Annotated in this window: 11 protein-coding genes; 6 read left to right on the forward strand and 5 right to left on the reverse strand. The window is 74.3% G+C overall.

The genetic code is table 11. From position 1 onward, the window contains the following. The first annotated feature begins 140 nt into the window (after window positions 1-140). Both ACJ6WD_RS13075 and ACJ6WD_RS13080 read left to right on the forward strand, forming a co-directional pair. Window positions 141-2522 (forward strand): excinuclease ABC subunit UvrA, encoded by a 2382-nt coding sequence (locus ACJ6WD_RS13075; RefSeq protein WP_233659527.1) that lies wholly within the window; start codon window positions 141-143, stop codon window positions 2520-2522. Window positions 2523-2563: 41 nt separating this feature from the next. Beyond that, window positions 2564-2818: a hypothetical protein gene (locus tag ACJ6WD_RS13080; protein WP_407615818.1), complete on the forward strand. Its 255-nt coding sequence runs from the start codon at window positions 2564-2566 to the stop codon at window positions 2816-2818. A 128-nt stretch (window positions 2819-2946) separates the two neighbouring features. On the opposite strand, the gene ACJ6WD_RS13085 is transcribed toward ACJ6WD_RS13080, so the two are convergent. From ACJ6WD_RS13085 to ACJ6WD_RS13095, 3 genes are all read right to left on the reverse strand, one after another. Then, window positions 2947-3618, reverse strand: coding sequence for a hypothetical protein (locus ACJ6WD_RS13085; RefSeq protein ID WP_407615819.1), 672 nt, complete (start codon window positions 3616-3618; stop codon window positions 2947-2949). A 374-nt stretch (window positions 3619-3992) separates the two neighbouring features. Next, complete coding sequence (locus ACJ6WD_RS13090) at window positions 3993-4391, reverse strand: DUF6114 domain-containing protein (protein ID WP_233659524.1); 399 nt, start codon at window positions 4389-4391, stop codon at window positions 3993-3995. 1 nt (window position 4392) lies between these two features. Next, the gene (locus tag ACJ6WD_RS13095) at window positions 4393-5010 is read right to left on the reverse strand and encodes a DUF6230 family protein (RefSeq protein ID WP_376556182.1); all 618 of its coding nucleotides are present in this window, start codon (window positions 5008-5010) and stop codon (window positions 4393-4395) included. 521 nt (window positions 5011-5531) lie between these two features. Here ACJ6WD_RS13095 and ACJ6WD_RS13100 point away from each other — a divergent pair. The 3 genes from ACJ6WD_RS13100 to ACJ6WD_RS13110 are packed head-to-tail and all read left to right on the forward strand — an operon-like array spanning window position 5532 to window position 7984. Continuing rightward, window positions 5532-6482, forward strand: a complete 951-nt coding sequence (locus ACJ6WD_RS13100; protein WP_407615820.1) for a hypothetical protein — start codon at window positions 5532-5534, stop codon at window positions 6480-6482. Between the two features lie 19 nt (window positions 6483-6501). Then, the gene (locus ACJ6WD_RS13105; protein ID WP_407615821.1) at window positions 6502-7161 is read left to right on the forward strand and encodes a hypothetical protein; all 660 of its coding nucleotides are present in this window, start codon (window positions 6502-6504) and stop codon (window positions 7159-7161) included. After that, a complete protein-coding gene (locus ACJ6WD_RS13110; protein ID WP_233659520.1) occupies window positions 7142-7984 on the forward strand; it encodes an inositol monophosphatase in 843 nt (280 codons plus the stop codon). Before ACJ6WD_RS13105 ends, ACJ6WD_RS13110 begins: the two co-directional genes overlap by 20 nt. A gap of 21 nt (window positions 7985-8005) precedes the next feature. Here ACJ6WD_RS13110 and ACJ6WD_RS13115 read toward each other — a convergent pair whose 3' ends face one another. Continuing rightward, window positions 8006-9193: an SLC13 family permease gene (locus tag ACJ6WD_RS13115; protein ID WP_407615822.1), complete on the reverse strand. Its 1188-nt coding sequence runs from the start codon at window positions 9191-9193 to the stop codon at window positions 8006-8008. A gap of 132 nt (window positions 9194-9325) precedes the next feature. Between ACJ6WD_RS13115 and ACJ6WD_RS13120 the strand changes: the two genes are divergently transcribed. Next, window positions 9326-15148, forward strand: a complete 5823-nt coding sequence (locus tag ACJ6WD_RS13120; protein ID WP_233659518.1) for a TIR domain-containing protein — start codon at window positions 9326-9328, stop codon at window positions 15146-15148. A gap of 39 nt (window positions 15149-15187) precedes the next feature. Here ACJ6WD_RS13120 and ACJ6WD_RS13125 read toward each other — a convergent pair whose 3' ends face one another. Continuing rightward, window positions 15188-16624, reverse strand: a complete 1437-nt coding sequence (locus ACJ6WD_RS13125; RefSeq protein WP_407615823.1) for an FAD-dependent monooxygenase — start codon at window positions 16622-16624, stop codon at window positions 15188-15190. Between the last annotated feature and the right edge of the window lie 173 nt (window positions 16625-16797).

Raw genomic sequence — 16797 nt, forward strand, 5'->3', positions numbered from 1 at the left:
GCCGCCGCCCGTGCCCCGCGGGCACCACCCCGGCCCACCCGCCCGACCGCGGACCGGGTTCCCGCCCCGGCCGCCGCCACGACGGCCCGGGCACACCGCGCAGGCGGCCCCCGCACCGCACAGACGGAGACACGAACAGCATGGCCAAGAGGACGGACCCGCAGGCGCCCGCACCGCACGCCGCCGACCGCCACGACCTGATCCGCGTGCACGGCGCGCGCGAGAACAACCTCAAGGACGTGGACGTCGAGCTGCCCAAGCGCCGGCTGACGGTGTTCACCGGCGTCTCCGGCTCGGGCAAGAGCTCGCTGGTGTTCGACACCATCGCCGCCGAGTCGCAGCGGCTGATCAACGAGACCTACAGCGCCTTCGTACAGGGCTTCATGCCGACGCTGGCGCGTCCCGAGGTCGACGTCCTCGACGGGCTGACCACCGTGATCACCGTCGACCAGCAGCGGATGGGCGCCGACCCCCGCTCGACCGTCGGCACCGCCACCGACGCCAACGCGATGCTGCGGATCCTCTTCAGCCGGCTCGGCGCGCCGCACATCGGCCCACCCAGCGCGTACGCCTTCAACGTCCCCTCGGTCCGGGCGTCCGGCGCGATCACCGTCGAGCGCGGCAACAAGAAGGCGGTCAAGGCGACCTTCAACCGCACCGGCGGGATGTGCCCGCGCTGCGAGGGCCGCGGCGCCGTCTCCGACATCGACCTCACCCAGCTCTACGACGACACCGCTTCCCTCGCCGAGGGCGCGCTCACCATCCCCGGCTACACCGCCGGCGGCTGGAACTACCGCCTCTACGCCGAGTCCGGCCTCGTCGACCCCGACAAGCCGATTCGCAAGTACACCAAGAAGGAACTCCACGCCTTCCTCCACCACGAGCCGACCCGGATGAAGATCGCGGGCATCAACATGACCTACGAGGGTCTGCTCCCGCGGATCCAGAAGTCGATGCTGGCCAAGGACAAGGAGGCGATGCAGCCGCACATCCGGGCGTTCGTGGAGCGCGCGGTGACCTTCACGACGTGCCCCGACTGCGACGGCACCCGCCTCAGCGAGGGCGCCCGGGCCTCGAAGATCAAGCGGATCTCGATCGCGGACGCCTGCGCGATGGAGATCCGGGACCTGGCCGCCTGGGTCCGCGCCCTCAAGGAGCCCACGGTGGCACCGCTCCTCGCCAAGCTCCAGCACACCCTGGAGTCGTTCGTGGAGATCGGCCTCGGCTACCTCTCGCTCGACCGGCCCGCGGGCACCCTCTCCGGCGGCGAGGCCCAGCGCGTCAAGATGGTCCGCCACCTCGGCTCCCCGCTCACCGACACCACGTACGTCTTCGACGAGCCGACCACCGGCCTGCACCCGCACGACATCCAGCGGATGAACGACCTGCTGCTGCGGCTGCGGGACAAGGGCAACACGGTGCTGGTCGTGGAGCACAAGCCGGAGACGATCGCCATCGCCGACCACGTGGTCGACCTCGGCCCCGGCGCCGGTTCCGACGGCGGCAGCCTCTGCTTCGAGGGCACCGTCGAGGAACTGCGGGCCAGCGGCACCGTCACCGGCCGGCACTTCGACGACCGCGCCACCCTCAAGGAGACCGTGCGCGAGCCCACCGGCGTGCTGGCGGTCCGCGGCGCCACGGCGCACAACCTCAAGGACGTCGACGTCGACATCCCGCTCGGGGTGCTCACCGTCGTCACGGGCGTCGCCGGGTCCGGCAAGAGTTCACTCGTGCACGGTTCGATCCCGGCCGGCGAGGGCGTCGTCTCGGTCGACCAGAGCCCCATCCGCGGTTCGCGGCGCAGCAACCCGGCGACCTACACCGGTCTGCTCGACCCGATCCGCAAGGCGTTCGCCAAGGCCAACGGGGTCAAGCCGGCCCTGTTCAGTGCCAACTCCGAGGGCGCCTGCCCCACGTGCAACGGCGCCGGGGTCATCTACACCGACCTGGCGATGATGGCCGGCGTCGCCACCACCTGCGAGGACTGCGACGGCAAGCGGTTCGACGCGTCCGTCCTGGAGTACCACCTCGGGGGCCAGGACATCAGCGAGGTGCTCGCGATGTCGGTGGCCGAGGCCGAGGAGTTCTTCGGCGACGGCGCGGCGCGCACCCCGGCCGCACACCGGATCCTCGGCCGGCTCGCCGACGTCGGCCTCGGCTACCTCAAGCTCGGGCAGCCCCTCACCACGCTGTCGGGCGGTGAGCGGCAGCGCCTGAAGCTGGCCGTCCACATGGCGGAGAAGGGCGGCGTCTACGTCCTCGACGAGCCGACCGCCGGTCTGCACCTCGCCGACGTCGAGCAACTGCTCGGCCTGCTGGACCGGTTGGTGGACTCCGGCAAGTCGGTGATCGTCGTCGAGCACCACCAGGCGGTCATGGCGCACGCCGACTGGATCATCGACCTCGGCCCCGGCGCCGGCCACGACGGCGGCACGATCGTCTTCGAGGGCACCCCCGAGGACTTGGTGGCGGCCCGCGCCACCCTGACCGGGGAGCACCTCGCGGCGTACGTGGGGGACTGAGCGGCCACCCGGCCGTCGGCGGGGGAGCCCTCACCCGCCCCGTGGTCGCGCTGCGGCTCCTCGTGCCCGACCCGGCCGTCCACACCGCCGCCCAGGTGATGGTCGTCGCCACCTGCGACATGGTCGACGCGGCCACGGGCATCGAGGCGCTCACCGCGGCACAGGACACCGCACGCGCCGCGCACGACCGCGTCGTCGACGCTGCCGCCGCCTACTTCAGCGCGGGCGGCGTCCCCACCGCCCTGCGGTCCTCCGTCTCCGATGCCCTGCGCGCGGCGGCAGCCCGACGGGACTAGTTTCCAACCCGCTTACGGGACAGGCGTGTTGGCCGGCCAGCCGGGGCGGACCGGATCGCTACGAGGAGTGCCGCCGCCGGCCGGGGAACGGCCGTCGGCGGCGCGGTGGGGCGGGGGGTGTCCGGTGGTCAGCCGGTGACGGTGATGGCGGACGTCGGGTCGGTGGTGTCGGTGACCTTGTAGGTGGCGTTGAACTTCGAGGTGGTCGCGGTCGTCGGGCAGCCGAAGCCGCCCACCACCTTCACCGGCACCGACGCGTCGGTGAACTTCAGCGTGGACGGCGCGCCGTTGGTCCAGGTGCCGTTGACGGTCGCCGCCGCGGTCGGCGCGGCCGTCACCGTGCAGCTCGCCAGGCCGCTGGTCTTGAGGACGAAACCGGCCGTGGGCATGGTCAGCCCGGCCGTCACCGTCGGGCCGTTCTGCATGGCGACGGACCAGTTGCCGGTCGTGGTGACGGTGGCGCTGACGCCCGGCATGCTGGTGGTGCAGGAGCTGTAGGTGGGCGCGGAGACCGCGCTGCTGACCGGTCCGGCGGCGTTGGTGTTCGCGGGCGCGGTCGGGACCGTGCCGCTGGCGCCGGAGGTGGAACAGGTCACCGTCACCGAACCGGCGGAGAACGTCGCGGTGCCGGTGAGCGTCGCGCCGAAGGCGTGTCCGGCGGGCGCCACGGTGGTGGACGCCGCGGCTGTCCGGGCGCCGGGCGAGGCGGTCGCCGGACCGGTCACGGCCAGGGTGAGTCCGAGTGCCGCCGCGATGCCGGCCGACGCGGTGAGCACGGTGCGGGGGAGGTGCTGTGCCATCACTGTCTCCTTCGTGCGGGGGTGCGCCCGGGGGTCCGGGCCGTATGAGGGGGGAGGTGCCGTGGTGGTGTCCGGCCGTGCGTGGTGGCGTGGGGGTGCCGGGGCGCGGGGAGGGGCGGGGCGGGCGCGCCGCGCGGCAAGCGGATCGGCCGGGTGGTGGCTGCGGTTGCCCGGCGGCCGGGCGGGGGCGGAGGGGCTGGGAGGGGGCGGAGGGGCGGTGGGGGCTGGGGGGCTGGGAGGTGTGCCGCGCGGGTGGGCGCCGCCCGGAGCGGTGTCGCGCCGGCACGGGAGTACGCCGACCTCCGCACGGGCCGTTCGGGCGGCCGTCGGGAAGCCGTCCGGAGGGCTCCCCGACGGCCGCCGGCCCCGCCGGGCTAGGTGGACACGGCCGTGCCCGGGGCGGCGGGCGGCGGTCCGGCGTCCACCGGCTGCCAGGCGAAGATCAGCGCCCCGCCGAGGATGCCGAGGACGGTCCCGATCAGGAACCCGCCCAGGTTGGACATCACCAGGGCGGCCATGGCGCCCAGTACGGTCAGGACGCCCGCCAGGCCCCGGTAGTGCGGGGCGAACCACGCCGACAGGCCCATCAGGACCATCACCAGGCCCATGAGGACGGACGGGACGCCGGCGATGCCCTGTTGGAGCATGATCTTCAGCGGGGCCAGCGGCAGGGCGCAGATCTCCGCACCGGCCAGCACCGCCGCCAGCCCGCCCCAGAAGGGACGGCCCCGGCGCCAGCGCCGCCAGCCGGCCAGGGCTCGGGCGGCGCCCATCTCAGAAGCATTCCTTCGTGCCCTTGGAGACCTGCATGCTGAGGCCGGAGAGCCGGAACGTGCCGGCGTTGGTCGCCCAGGCGGTCTGCCGCAGGTGGTTGATGGAGACGTCGTCGGCCTGCTGCGCGAAGAGGTCCTGGAGGCCCTGGGCGTCGGCCGGCCCCTTGGTGAGCGTCGAGGCGTCCCGGCCGATCTCGATGTGGTGGAAGGACGCGTCGCCGGACAGCTGGGTGGCGTCCACGAAGAGGTCGGTGGCCCGCACCGGCGTGCTGCTGCCCGCCGTCAGCTTGAGCGAGATGTCGCCGAGGACCGGCAGGTGGGTGACGACCGACTGGCACAGGTGGTGCAGTTCGGCGGATTTGATGGCGGTGACGGCGACGGGCAGGAGGTCGCCGCGGGCGTTGGCGTCCACGCTGCCGTACTGGGCGAAGCCGTCGCCCGTGAGGCTGTCCGCTGACACCTTGAACTGCTGTCCGGAGACCGCGAACGAGGCCGCCAGGGCCCCGTTGGCCAGGGCGATGCCCAAGGCTGCGGTACCGGCGACGGCCGGGACGGTCAGCACGGCGAACCGCCGCCAGCTGATGCGTCCCGTGACGTGTCTGCCGTGTGCGTCCTTCACGTCGTGTCCCCTTCGAAGAGTCCGGTGGGCCGCGCTGTCGAACGTGTGGGGGGCGTAGCGGGCTCCGCGTGCAGGGCACGGCGCCGCCGCGCGTGGGGTGGGCGGGGCCGTGCGGAGGTGCGGGGCCGCGGCGGCGAACCGTGCACGCCGGCTGGGCATCGGGTGCGTCGTACGCGGCGGGGCGGTGCGGGCACGCGGCGCCAGAGGGCGCCGCTGCGTCGTTGGTGCCGAACTACGGGTGTTACCCCGGGTGTTACCGGCGAGTTGAATGTAAATCCGCCGCTGTCCGCTGGCAAGGACGCGCGTGCGACGGTTTTCCGTCGACTGTGCGCACCGGTGGCGCGAAAGGACCGGCCGCGGCGTGCGCGGCGGCCCCCGGCGCGCGGCCCGGGAGGTCCTCGTGCGCCCCGGTCCGGCCCCGCAACTCCCGTACCCCGGAGGGATCTTCCGACCGTCGGGTAGCCCTGGCCAGAGCCCTCCCGTTCCTCCTACGATGCAGGGAACGGGGAGGGGGACTCAACGTGGCACAGCGTGTGGGGCGGGTGGAGTTCGTCGTCGCCTGGGCGATCAGGAACCTCGACGGACTCATCGCCGTGGGGCTCGGCCTGACCATCGGCCTGATGGACGTCCTCGGCGACGTCATCAGCGACAAGGTCTCGTCCGGTGCGACGCTGCTGGTGCTCGGCACGCTCGCGGTCGGCTCGATGACCGAACGGCTGCGCCGCAAGTCCGACATACAAGAGGCGTACGCGGACACCCGGCGCGCCCTGGAGGACCTCGCGATGGTCCGCTCCCTGTCGGGGGACCAGGTCGGCGACGCGCTGGAGCGGGCCCGCGCGCAGACCAACCGCTGGTACTTCAAGGGCGGCACCGGCACCTACCTGCGGGCCGTCACGCTGCCCCGGTGCGTCGAGGCCGCCACCCGCCAACGCGCCCAACTCAGCATCAAGATCGACATCATCAACCCGGCGGAGGAACAGACCTGCGCCGCCTACGCCCGCTTCCGCCAGACCTTCGCCCGCCGCCGCAACGACGACGCCGCGCACGCCTGGACCGCCGACCGCACCCGCAAGGAGGCGTACGCCACGGTCCTGGCCGCCTGCTGGTTCCGCCAGCGGCTCGACACCCTGGAGATCAGCGTCCACCTCTCCTCGGGCGTCCCCACCCTCCGCTTCGACCTCTCCGAGACCTGCCTGATCATCACCCAGGACGACCCGAACCGCGTCAACCTCCTCGTCGCCCGCGACCAACCGCTCTACGACTACTACGTCACTGAGCTGCACCAGAGCCGCGAACAGGCCGTCCGCCTCGACCTGCGCGGCGTCGCCCCGCTCGGGGACGAACCGACCGTCGACGAGGTCCGCTCGGTCTTCGACGACGTCGACCTGCCCCTGCCCTCGGTGTTCAGCGACGCCGACGTCGCGGAGATCGTCGAGAAAGCCCTGCACGCTGAGGACCCCTACCGGAGGTGAGACGCCTCGGGCGCGGCTCATGGACTACGACACGCTCGACCGACTGCTCCGGCCCGGCATCCCGCGGGAGGCGCCCCGCGCCAGCGTCACCGGCGCCCTGGAGGACATCGCCTGCGGCAAGCGGGAGTTACGCGCGGTCCGCCACCCGCTCGGCTTCCTGTGCCTGCCGCTGGTCCGCGACGGCGCCCGCGGCGTCTGCGTCCACCTCTTCGGCACCGGAGCCCCCGCCGACCCCACCGCCTCCCCCATGCACGCCCACAGTTGGGAGCTGCGCAGCTACGTCCTCTACGGCCGGGTCGGCAACCTCCCGGTCGCCGTGACGGACGAGGCGCGCACCCCCACCCACCGGATCTTCGAGGTCTTCAGCGCCCCCTCGGGCGTCGACGAACTGCGGCCCACCCCCCGGCTGGTGCACTGCGAAGCGGGCCCGGCCGCCTCCAGCGGCAGCGGCGAGACGTACAGCCTGCCGGCCGGGGAGTTCCACGCCACCGTCGTCACCCGCGGCCAGCCCGCCGCCACCTTGGTGCTCGGGCGGTCGCTGCCCGGCCACACCGACCTCTCCCTGGGGCCCCTGCACGGCCGCGGTCACCGTACGGTGCGCCGGCTGTGCGGGGCGGAGCACACCGAACGGACCGTCCGCACAGCACTCAGGAGGATCCATGCCGAGCAGCGCGAGTGACGTGGAGGCCGCCCCCTACGCGAGCGAGACGCGGGTGGCCGTGGCCGCGGCGGAGGAGGCGGGGGCCCTGCTGCGCGGCCGGTTCGGCGCGGCCCGCGCGGTGGGCGTCAAGGACGCCGAGGGCGACGTCGTCACCGACCTTGACCTGGCCGCCGAGAAGCTCATCCTCGCCCGCCTCCAGACGCACTTCCCGCACGACCGGATCCTGTCCGAGGAGGCCGGCCTCCTCGACGCGGTGAGCCGCCGCACCTGGCTGGTGGACCCGCTCGACGGCAGCAACAACGTCGCGATCGGCCTGACCGCCTACGCCGTCGGCATCGGACTGTGCGTGGACGGCGCGCCGGTCGTCGGGGTGGTGCACGAACCGGTCACCGGCTCCACCTGGCGGGCCGTCCGCGGCCAGGGCGCCGCCTGCGGCCCCGACCCGCTGCTCGGGCCGCACGGTGCGGTGCCGCGCAGCGGTCCGGTGGTGGCCTGGACCCAGGGCCACGCGGTGCGTCGCACCGACCCGGTGGCCGCGGGGCTGCGGGGCCATCTGGAGCGCCGCACCCGGCGGGTGCTCCAGCTCTGGGCGCCGTTGCTGGGCTGGAGCATGCTGGCGCGCGGCGCGATCGACGGCTTCGTCGGCTACCGCGCCGAGGGCATCGACTTCCCCGCGGGCGCCCTGCTGGCCGTCGAGGCGGGCGTGGAGTTCCGCACGCTGACCGGCGGCCCCTTCACGGTGGGTTCCACCGGACCGGACACCGACCGCAGCTTCGTCGCCGCCCGCGGCGACACCCTGACGCACCTGCTCGACGTGGTCGCCGGGGCGCGGGCGGCCTGAGCACGGCCGGCGCCCCGCCGCTCACCCCACCGCCAGTGTCGCCGTCGCCGCCAGCGTCGCCGTCACGGCCAGGACGAACCCCGTCCCCATGAACCGCCGCAGCGGGATGACGGTGCCCTGGCCGCGGCACCGCTCGAACCACAGCAGCGTCGCCAGCGACGCCCACGGCGTGACCAGCGGGCCGACGTTGGTGCCGATGAGCAGCGCCAGCAGCTGATGGTGGTTGCCGACCGGCACCGCCGCCTCGCCCGCCATGTAGACCGGCAGGTTGTTGAGGACGTTGGACAGGCCCGCGCCCACGCCCGCCGAGCGCAGCATGCCGCCGAGGCCGCCGTCCGGTCCGACCGCCGCCGTCAGCAGCGCGTGCAGCCCGTGCGCGTTCACCGTCTCGACGACCAGGAACATCCCCGGCACCAGCACCAGCAGCCGCCACGGCACCAGCGACCAGCGCAGTTCGGCGGGGCGCCGCACCGCGAACGCGACGACCACGATCAGCATCGTGGTCAGCGACGCCGACCAAAGCGGCACGTCCGCGACGAGGATCGCCACCAGGAAGCCCACGCACGCCAGCGCACACACCCGGAACAGCACCGGATCGGCCGGCGCCCGCTGCTCCGGCGGCAGGTACCCGTCGGCGCCTCGCCGTCCGCGCCGCCAGTAGAACCCCCACAGGCACGCCATCGTGGCGGCGACGGCGGCCAGCTGGGGCAGGCCCATCGTGGCGGCCATCGCGGTGGGGGAGAGGCCGACCCGGTCCGACGCCAGCAGGTTCGTCAGGTTCGACACCGGCAGCAACAGGCTCGCGGTGTTGGCGAGCCAGACCGTCGTCATCGCCAGCGGCACCGGCGCGATGCCCACCCGCCCGGCCAGCGCCAGCATCACCGGCGTCAGCAGCACCGCCGTGGTGTCGAGGTTCAGCGCGATGGTGGTGACCGAAGCGAAGAGCACGCACAGCCCGAACAGCCGCGGATAACTGCCCTTCCCGGTCCGCGCCACCCAGGACGCCACCGCGTCGAACACCTCGGCCCGGCCGGTCAGCTCGGCCATCACGATCACCGTCGCCAAGAACACCAGCAGCGGCCCGACGCGCGCCATCGCCTCCCCGGCGGGCGCCGCCGGCAGCAGCCCCGTGGCCACGCACAGCAGGCCGCCGGCGAGCAGCCCGCCGGCGAGCCAGTCCAAGGGATGCAGACGCTTGAGGAATCGCACGCCCGACAGCGTCGCACACGCGAGCGGACGGGGTCGGGGCGAGGGGCGAGATCGCCGACCGGCGCCGGGCGCCTCCGGCGTGATCCTTCCAACCGCCTGTCCCACCACCTCCCGAACTCCTACGATGGGGACATGGCGACTGACGGGGAACTGCTCGGCCGGACACGTGACTTGGACTTCTTCATCAGCTACTCGCCCGCCGACGAACAATGGGCGTCATGGATCGCGTGGACCCTGGAGGAAGCCGGGTACCGCACCGTCATCCAGGCATGGGACTTCGTCGCCGGCACCAACTTCATCGACTTCATGGACCGCGGCGTCAGCGAATCCGTCGCCGTCATCGCCGTCCTCTCCGGCCACTACGGCCGCTCCACCTACGGCCGCATGGAATGGCAGGCCGCGCTCCGCGCCGAACCGGAGGAGCCCGAGCGCAAGCTGCTCACCGTCCGCGTGGAGGACATCCCCATCGAGGGACTCCTCGCCACCATCACCTACGTCGACCTCGTCGGCGTCGCCGACGCCGCGACCGCCCGCAGCCTGCTGCTCACCCGCGTCGGCCAGGCCGTCGACGGCCACGCCCGGCCCGGCCGCCGCCCCGGCTACCCCGGCTCCGCCACCCCCGCCGAATCCGTCCACCTGCCCGGGCCCGCCGCCCCCGCCGACGACCGGCAGCGTCCGCTCGGCCGCACCGGCTGGTCCGGCCGCCGCCGCCCGGCCCGCGCGCCCCGCTACCCCCAGGCCCCCGGCGCGGCCCGCGACCAGGGCGCGCTGACCGTCCTGCACCTCGCCGGCCCCGACTTCGGCCGCGGCCGCGAACCGGAAGCGCTGCGCCGGGAGATCCGCGGCGACCTCGTCGAGCTGAAGGACGCCGGCGCCCCCGCGCCCGACCTCCTCGTCGTCACCGGCGACCTCACCGCCTCCGGCAGCCCCCGCGAGTGCGACCAGGCGCTCAGCTTCCTCACCGGACTGCGCTCGCAGCTCGACCTGCCGCCGCAGCGCGTCGTGGTCGTCCCCGGGAACCAAGACGTCAGCCAGGCCGCCTGCCGCGGCTACTTCCACACCTGCGAGGCCGACGAGATCCCGCCGCAGCCCCCGTACTGGCCCAAGTGGCGCCACTACACCCGCCTCTTCCGCGGCCTCTACGAGGGCCTCGACACCGTCTTCGACAGCGACCAGCCCTGGACCCTCTTCCCGGTGCCCGAACTCCACACCGTCGTCGCCGGGTTCAACTCCTCCATCGCCGCCAGCCACCGCCCCGACGACCAGTACGGCTTCCTCGGCCGCGACCAGGCCGCCTGGTTCGCCGAGGCGCTGCGCGGCTACGAGGAGGAGGGCTGGTTGCGCATCGGCGCGCTCCGCCACCCGCTCACCGGCCGCCGCCGCCCCCAGGACGCACCCGGCGGCCCCGGCACGCTCCGCGACGTCGACACCTTCACCCGCCTCGCCGCGCCCCGCCTCCACTTCGTCCTGCACGGCCCCAGCGGCGGCCCCCGCACCACCGGCGGCGAGCCGTCCCACGACCACCTGCCGCTCCACGACGGCAGCCTGCCGCTGTACGGTCCGGCCGCCCCCGCCGGGTTCGAGCTGCTGCGCGTCACGGCCGACGGCGTCACCCGCTGGACCGGCGACGGCGGCACCGAACCTGCCGTCTTCCCCGTCAGTTGGCACGGCGCCGGACGGATCCTCGGCACGCCCGACGAGCCCGCCGCCCCGCCCGCCGCCGCGCCGCCCGCCGACAACCGGGCCGTCGACGAGCCCGCCGACTCCCTCGCCGAACGCGTCAAGGAGGTCTGCCGCGCCCGGCAGGAAGGCGTCCGCCTCCGCGACGTCCCCCGCGGCGCCCCCGACGACCTCACCCAGATCATGGTCACCTGGAGCGACGAGGGCGTCGTCCGCCAGCAGCGCATCGCCGTCCACCCCGGCACCCCCACCGACGCCGAACTCGACCGGTTCCTCGCCCAGGCGCACGCCACCGACACCGGTTCCGAGGCCGAGCTGGTCCACGACGGCCCGCCGCCCGAACAGTCCCTGCGCGAACGCGCCGGGCGCCGCGGCGTCCGCGTCCGCAGCTTCCTGGAGTTCCAGGGCCTGCTCGACCTGCGCGGCTACGTCACCGCCCAGACCGCCCGGCTGAGCAACGACGACCGCTACGCCCCCGACCTCTACCTCCCGCAGCGCTACCGCGACGCCGAACGCCCCGACGCCGACGAGCGCGACCACCTCGTCGAGGCCATGCTCCAGCTCCTGGAGACCGACCACGGCCGCTTCCTGCTGCTCCTCGGCGACTTCGGACACGGCAAGACCTTCGCCCTGCGCGAGCTCGCCCGCCGCATCCCCGAACGCCTCCCGCACCTCACCCCCCTGCTCATCCCGCTGCACACCCTCGACCGCGCGCACAGCCTCGAAGGGCTCGTCGCCGCCCACCTCGCCGGCCACGACGTCGACACCATCGACCTGCGCGCCCTGCGCTACATGCTCGGCCAGGGCCGCGTCGTGCTGCTCTTCGACGGCTTCGACGAACTCGTCAACCGCGTCAGCTACGACCGCGCCGCCGACCACCTCCAGGTCCTCCTCAACGCCGCCGTCGACAACGCCAAGATCGTGGTCAGCAGCCGCACCCAGCACTTCAAGTCGCAGGATCAGATCCTCACCGCCCTCGGCGAACGCGTCGGCCTGCTCCCGCAGCGCCGCATCCTCGCCGTCGAGGGCTTCGTCCCCGAACAGATCCGCGCCTACCTCGTCAACCGCTACGGCGACGAGGAGACCGCCGACCGCCGCTTCGCACTCCTGGGCAACATCCCCGACCTGCTCGCCCTGTGCGCCAACCCCCGGCTGCTCAGTTTCGTCGCCGACCTCGACCCCGACCAGCTGCGCGCCGTCGCCGGCGCCGGCCGCGCACTGAGCCCCGCCCGGCTCTACGAGGACGTCTTCACCGCCTGGCTCGCCCATGAGGAGCGCCGCGGGCAGGGCGGCCCCGGCGCCGCCCCCGGCCTCACCCTCGACCACCTGTGGGCCGCCGTCACCGCCCTCGCCCGCCGCCTGTGGGAGACCGGCCGCGGCGGTCTGCACCTCGACGAACTGACCGACACCGTCGCCACCGCCCTCGCCGGGCTCGCCGGCACCACCCTCACCACCCAGGAGAGCGCCCAGGCCGTCGGCGCCGGAAGCCTGCTGATCCGCACCGACGACGGCCTGTTCCAGTTCATCCACGGCTCGGTCGTCGAATGGCTCATCGCCCGCGCGGCCGCCGACCGCCTCGCCGAGGGCGACAGCACCCTGCTCGCCGCCCGCCCGCTGAGCGCCCTCGCCGTCGAGTTCTTCTGCGACCTCGCCGACCACGACCTGAGCACCGCCTGGGTCCGCACCGTCCTCAACGCCCCCGGCCCCGGCGTCAGCGACGCGGCGCGCGCCAACGCCGTCCGCGTCATCGACCGGCTCCGCGTCCCCGCCGGCGCCGACCTGCGCGCCGCCCGGCTCTCCGGCGAGGACCTCTCCGGCCGCGACTTCTCCGGCGTCGACCTCACCGGCGCCGACCTCACCGACACCCGCCTCATCGGCGCCAACCTCTCCGGCGCCGTGCTGCGCGACGCCCGCCTCAACGGCGCCCGCCTCGACCACGCCGACCTGTCCGGCGCCGACCTGTCCGGTGCCGACCTGCGCGGCGCCCGCCTCACCCGCGCCGACCTGCGCGGCGCCCGTCTGACCCGCAGCCGCTGGCACCGCGCCGCGCTCATCGACCCGCTCACCGACGCCCGGGTCCGCGCCGCCCCCGAACTGCGCACCGCGGCCCTCGCCCCCGGCATGCCCGTCGAGGTCGGCTTCCGCCCCGCCGCCGTCGGCGTCCCCTACGGCTTCGACATGCGCACCAGCCGGCTGCCCGAGCCCCTCTCGTACAGCCCCGAGGGCGAACTCCTCGCGGTGGGCAGCGAAGACGGCGGCGTGCTGGTCTGCGCCGCCGACACCGGCCGCGCGATGCGCACCCTGCACGGCCACGAAGGCCGCGTCTACGCCGTGAAGTTCCGCTCCCGGATCCTCGCCACCGGCGGCGCCGACGGCACCGTACGGCTGTGGGACCCGGTCTCCGGACGCCAGCTGCACCGTCTGGACGTCCACCCCGGCGGCGTCTGGCCGGTCTCCCTCGACGACGCCGGGACCGTCGTCGCCACCGGCGACGCCGACGGCCTGGTCACCCTCTGGGACACCGCCACCGGCGAACCCCTGCACCAGCTCCCCGGCCACACCGCCCCCGTCTACACCGCGGTGTTCAGCGTCGACGGGCGCACCCTCGTCACCGGCGACGCCGCCGCCAACCTCCGCATCTGGGACACCCGCACGGGCCGGTGCACCGGCCGCCTCGACGGCCACGAGGGCGCGGTGTTCCGCGCCCGGTTCAGCCCCGACGGCACCCTCCTGGCCACCGGCGACCACGGCGCCGACGGCCACGGCACGGTCCGCGTCTGGCACGTCGCCGAACGCCGCCTGCTGCACACCTTCACCGGCCACACCGGCCGCGTCTACACCCTCGACTTCCACCCCGAGGGCACCCTCCTCGTCAGCGGCGACACCGACGGCCAGGTCCGGCTGTGGGACCCCGTGGTCGGCGCGCCCGCCGGAGCGCTGGAGCGGTGCACCGGCGCGGTCTACCAGGTGATGTTCGGCAACGGCGGACGGCTCCTCGCCGCCTGCGACAGCGACGGCACCGTACGCCTGTGGCGCGTCGCCCTCTCCGGCGGCCACCGCGCCATCAGCCTGCTGCGCCAGCAGCCCGTCGAACACCGCGGTTCCGCCTGGGCCTGCCGTTTCCGCCCGCAGGACAGCCAACTCGTCACCGTCGGCAACGACGGCGGCGCCCAGATCTGGAACGCCGACACCGGCCAGGGCCAGCGCATCCTGCGCGGCCACGGCCGCCGGGTCAACACCGTCGCCTTCAGCGCCGACGGCTCCCGCCTCGCCACCAGCGGCAACGACGGACTGGTCCGCCTGTGGGACGCCCGCACCGGCCGCCGCACCGCCGAACTCACCGGCCGCGGCGACCGGTTGATCTCCGCGGTCTTCAGCCCCGCCGGCCCGATCCTCGGCACCGCCAGCAACGACGGCGACGTCTACCTGTGGAACGCCCTGACCGGCGAGTACCTCCGCGAGATCGACGTGGAGACCGACCACACCTGGGCCGAGGCGTTCAGCGCCGACGGCACCCTGCTCGCCACCGCCAACGACGACGACTCGGTCCGCCTGTGGTGGCGCGCCACCGGAGCGCACGTCGTCACCCTCTCCGACCACCGCGGCCGGGTGCGGTCCATCGCCTTCCGCGGCGACGGCACCGCCCTCGCCACCGGCTGCGACGACGGCCGGGTCCGCCTCTGGCACCAGGAGGGCGGCGGCCTGACGGCCGAACTCGACGCCCACAGCGACCGCGTCTACGCCGTCGCCTTCGGCTCCGACGACGACTGGCTGGTCAGCGCCTCCTGGGACGGCACCGCCATCGTCTGGCGCGACGGTGCGCCGCAGCACGTCCTGACCGGACACCGCGGGCGGCTCTGGGCGGCCGTCGCCCACCCCCGGCTGCCGCTGCTCGCCACCGCCGGCGACGACCGCGTCATCTGCCTGTGGGACGCCCGCACCGGCCGCCGCACCGCCCGCCTCACCGGCCACACCGGACGGATCTTCTCCCTCGCCTTCAGCCCCGACGGCACTCGGCTGGCCAGCGGCGGCGAGGACGGCACGGTCCGCCTGTGGAACGTCCCCGCCCCGGACGGCCCGCCGCCCACCCCACACGCCACGCTCATCGGCGTCCCCGGCGGCTGGGCGGCACTGACCCCCGAGGGCGGCTACAAGTACGAGGGCGAGGTGGCCGGCGAGTTCTGGCACGTCGTCGGCATGGCCCGGTTCACCCCCGGTGAACTCGACGAGTACCTTCCCGGCGTCCACCGCCTCCCGCTCGACGCGGAGTTGTGACGCCGCGGGGCAGCCGCCCCGGCTCCACCGGGCGGCGCGTCACTTCGGCGCGCCGAACCAGTGCCCGAGCGCCGCTTCCGGTCCGTCCGGGCCGCCGGCCCAGCACACGTACCCGTCCGGTCGTACGAGCAGCGCCCGCGTGCCACCGACCCGGCTCACCCGGTCCACCCGGTCCGACCAGAGGTCGGCGACCTCGGCGAACCCGTCGGCCGGGTCGAGCAGGACCCCGCGCCCGGACCGCAACAGTTCGTGCAACGGGACCGGCCCGAGGCCCGGCTCCGAGGCGGGCAGACCGACCAGCGGCTCGTCCTCGGCGCCCGGCATCGCGTAGCGGATGCCCATGCCGGACAGCATGTCGTCCAGGTGGTACTGGACGTCCCGCAGGCGCGTCATGCCCGCGAACAGTTCCCTGGCGGCCGTCACGTCCGGGGCGCGGGTGCCCTCCGAGTCCATCAGCAGGCTCTGCGCCTGGACGTTGCGCAGCACACCGGCCCCGACCGGGTGCCGTTCCCCGTGATAGGTGTCCAACAGTCCTTCCGGGGCCCAACCGCGCACGGCGGCGCCGAGTTTCCACCCGAGGTTGAGCGCGTCCTGGATCCCGGTGTTCATGCCCTGCGCGCCGATCGGAAGGTGCACGTGGGCGGCGTCGCCGGCCAGGAACACCCGCCCGTGCCGGTACCGGGCGACCTGGCGGGCCGCGTTGGTGATGCGGCGGGCGTAGCGCAGTTCGAGCAGTTCCACCCGGGATCCGAGGACGCTGCGCAGGCCGTCGCGGATCTCGTCCGCGGTGACCGGGACGTCCCGGGGCAGCGACCGACCCGGCCCGCCCATGGCCAGCCGGCGCAGCGGCCTGCCCTGCGGATCGGTGCCCAACGGGAACACGTGCACCCAGTGCCCGTCCGGACTCCAGGTGTGCGTCGGGACCTCGTCGCCGCCCAGCCGCACGTCGGCGGCGACCGTGGTCGCCGTGCCCGGCCGGCCGGGGAACTCGGCCCGCAGCAGTGACCGCACCGTGCTGTGCGCACCGTCGGCGGCCACGAGGTACCGGCAGCGGATCCGCGCACCGCCGGCGAAGGTCGCGGTGACCCCGTCCGCGTCCTGGACGAGGCCGGTCAGTTCGTGGTCGCGCCGGACCCGGCTGCCGCGCGCGGCGAGGTGCCTTTCGAGGAACCCCTCGATCGCCACCTGCGGTATGGACCGCCAGGGCAGACGGTGCCGGCCACGGGTCAGCGGCAGCGGAATCCCGGCGAAGTGCGCGGTGCCGGCCGGGTAGTCGCCGGTGGCCAGCAACGGCTCCAGCAGTCCGCGCTGGTCGAACGCCTCCTGCGTGCGGGACTGCACGCCGCCGGCCTTCGACAACTCGCTGCGCCGCGCGAGCTTGTCGACCAGCACGGCCGACACCCCCGCCACGAGCAACTCGTTGGCCAGCGTCAGACCGGTCGGACCCGCGCCGACGATGAGCACCTCGGTGTCCATGACTTCCCCTCCGAACGTCTCGATCAAGGCGCCTGCAACACTCCGCCCACCGAGCCCCCCGAGCCACCAACCGGCCGCCGCACGGCGCCATCCGACACCACCCCCCGCCCCCTCGGCAGAATCCGACCCTGCCGGCCGTGCCGACCACGCCAGCCGGCGCGCACCACGGCACG

The organism is Streptomyces sp. VTCC 41912 (genome assembly GCF_045799175.1).
In the GTDB taxonomy this organism is placed as follows: Bacteria; Actinomycetota; Actinomycetes; order Streptomycetales; family Streptomycetaceae; genus Streptomyces; species Streptomyces albulus_C.

What these genes read in the sequence shown, in the direction of transcription:
- ACJ6WD_RS13075 (WP_233659527.1), top strand. Translation starts at nt 141, where the DNA reads ATGGCCAAGAGGACGGACCCGCAGGCGCCCGCACCGCACGCCGCCGAC.
- ACJ6WD_RS13105 (WP_407615821.1), top strand. Translation starts at nt 6,502, where the DNA reads ATGGACTACGACACGCTCGACCGACTGCTCCGGCCCGGCATCCCGCGG.
- ACJ6WD_RS13090 (WP_233659524.1), bottom strand. Translation starts at nt 4,391, where the DNA reads ATGGGCGCCGCCCGAGCCCTGGCCGGCTGGCGGCGCTGGCGCCGGGGC.
- ACJ6WD_RS13085 (WP_407615819.1), bottom strand. Translation starts at nt 3,618, where the DNA reads ATGGCACAGCACCTCCCCCGCACCGTGCTCACCGCGTCGGCCGGCATC.
- ACJ6WD_RS13110 (WP_233659520.1), top strand. Translation starts at nt 7,142, where the DNA reads ATGCCGAGCAGCGCGAGTGACGTGGAGGCCGCCCCCTACGCGAGCGAG.
- ACJ6WD_RS13125 (WP_407615823.1), bottom strand. Translation starts at nt 16,624, where the DNA reads ATGGACACCGAGGTGCTCATCGTCGGCGCGGGTCCGACCGGTCTGACG.
- ACJ6WD_RS13120 (WP_233659518.1), top strand. Translation starts at nt 9,326, where the DNA reads ATGGCGACTGACGGGGAACTGCTCGGCCGGACACGTGACTTGGACTTC.